Origin of the sequence: Actinomyces sp. ICM58 (assembly GCF_000283035.1) — a bacterium.
GTDB lineage: Bacteria > Actinomycetota > Actinomycetes > Actinomycetales > Actinomycetaceae > Pauljensenia.
Genome location: NZ_ALIY01000168.1, coordinates 1 through 1,761, shown reverse-complemented (window position 1 = coordinate 1,761; position 1,761 = coordinate 1). Strand labels below are relative to the sequence as shown.

The window sequence follows — 1,761 nt, the reverse complement described above, 5'->3', positions numbered from 1 at the left end:
CTCCGGAGCCCGCCGAACCCCAGGAAGAGCCGCCCGTTTCCGAGGTCGATGACCCGACCCCCGTGCATGGCACCCCCGCCTTCGGGCCCGACGGCATGGAAGCCATCGTCGACGCCCCTGACCCCGACGCTTCCGACGAGGAAACGCTCGACGCGCACGGTGAGCCGGCCTCGTCCCCGGGGAAGCGCGGACACAACGTCCACCCCGTCGGCTACCTGCTGCGCGCCCTCCTCGTCCTCGGCCTGGCGGGTTCGACGATCGCCGTGCCGATGACCGGGCGCGTCGGATCCGACTCCTCCCTGACCGTCCCCGCGCGCACCTTCGGCGCGTCCGTGGGCGGGGGCAGCTGGGCCTCCTCGCAGATCCTGCCCCAGGCCACCACCCTGGACGCCACACTCACCGCGAATTCACGCGCCAAGACCAAGGCCCCCGTGTCCATCACCGGCTGCGCGGCCGGCACCGGCGCGGACGGCAACCGCAGCGTGAGGGTCGTGGCCGACACAATCTACTGGCCACTGGCCGAGGGAACCTACACGATCACGTCGCCCTTCACGATGCGTATTTCGCCCGTCTCCGGGCAGCTGCTCGCGCACGAGGGCATCGACATGGCTGCCCCCCTGGATACGCCGATCACGTCCGTGTACGGCGGGGTCGTCGAGGAGGTCGCCGAGAATTCGCGCTCGGGCGCCTACGTGCAGATCAAGCACACGCTGGCGGACGGCACGGTCTTCCACTCGGCCTACCTGCACCAGTACATGAACAAAATCAAAGTGAAGGTCGGTGACACCGTCACCGCCGGGCAGGTCATTGGCGCGGTCGGCTCCAACGGCTGGTCCACCGGCCCCCACCTGCACTTCGAAATCCACGACTCCTCGGACACGCCCGTGGACCCGGAGTCGTGGATGGCCGCCCACAAAGCCGTCTATCTTGGACAGGAGTCTTGCTCATGATGCCCGTGACCATGCGTCAAGGACCCATCGTCTTCGCCCATCGGGGCGGAGGCCAGGAGGCTCCCGAGAACACGATGAGCGCCTTCGCTCACGCCTACGAGGCCGGGGTGCGCCACATCGAGACGGACGCCCACCTGACCGCGGACGGTCAGGTCGTTATCTGCCACGACGAGACCGTGGATCGCTGCTACGACGGGACCGGCGTGATCGCGCAGATGACGTGGCGGGAGCTGTCCGCGCTGCACCACCGCGATTCGGGCGAGCAGCTGCCCCTCCTCGCGCAGGTGCTGGAGGCCTTCCCGGACGCGTACTTCAATATTGACGTGAAGGAGGCGGGCGTCGAGGGGCCGCTCCTCGATGTCGTGGCCGACCACGGTGCTGCCGATCGCGTGCTCGTGGCCTCCTTCTCGGAGCCGCGCCTGCGCGCCGTGCGCGATGCCGCCGCTTCTGACCCGGCGCGCGCCGTCGCCACGTCGTTGGGGACCGAGGCCGTGGTGCGCCTCGTGGGCGCCGCGAAGAGCGCGACTAACCCCGCGTGGTGGCACGTGCCCGGCCCGCGCCAGGGGGCCATCGCCGCGCAGGTTCCCATGCGTCAGGGCCCCGTCCGCGTCGTCGACGAGCGTTTCGTGGCTACCGCCCACACCCTCGGCTTGGCGGTGCACGTGTGGACCATCAACACGGTGGCCGACGTGCTGCGCCTCCTCGAGGTCGGCGTGGACGGCATCATCACCGATCGCCCCGCGTTCCTGCGGGACTTCCTGGAGGCGCGCGGCCTGTGGACCCCGCCTCCGGTGCCCGGCGCTGTCTCGGG

General features: G+C 70.1%; 2 protein-coding genes. Both read left to right on the top strand.

The window, feature by feature from the left end:
• Nucleotides 1-95: 95 nt before the first annotated feature.
• Entirely contained in the window at nucleotides 96-950 is an 855-nt protein-coding gene (locus HMPREF1138_RS07620) for a M23 family metallopeptidase (protein ID WP_081496001.1), read from the top strand.
• A partial coding sequence (locus HMPREF1138_RS07615; protein WP_009058356.1) for a glycerophosphodiester phosphodiesterase occupies nucleotides 947-1,761 on the top strand: 815 nt, incomplete at its 3' end. The genes HMPREF1138_RS07620 and HMPREF1138_RS07615, both read left to right, overlap by 4 nt.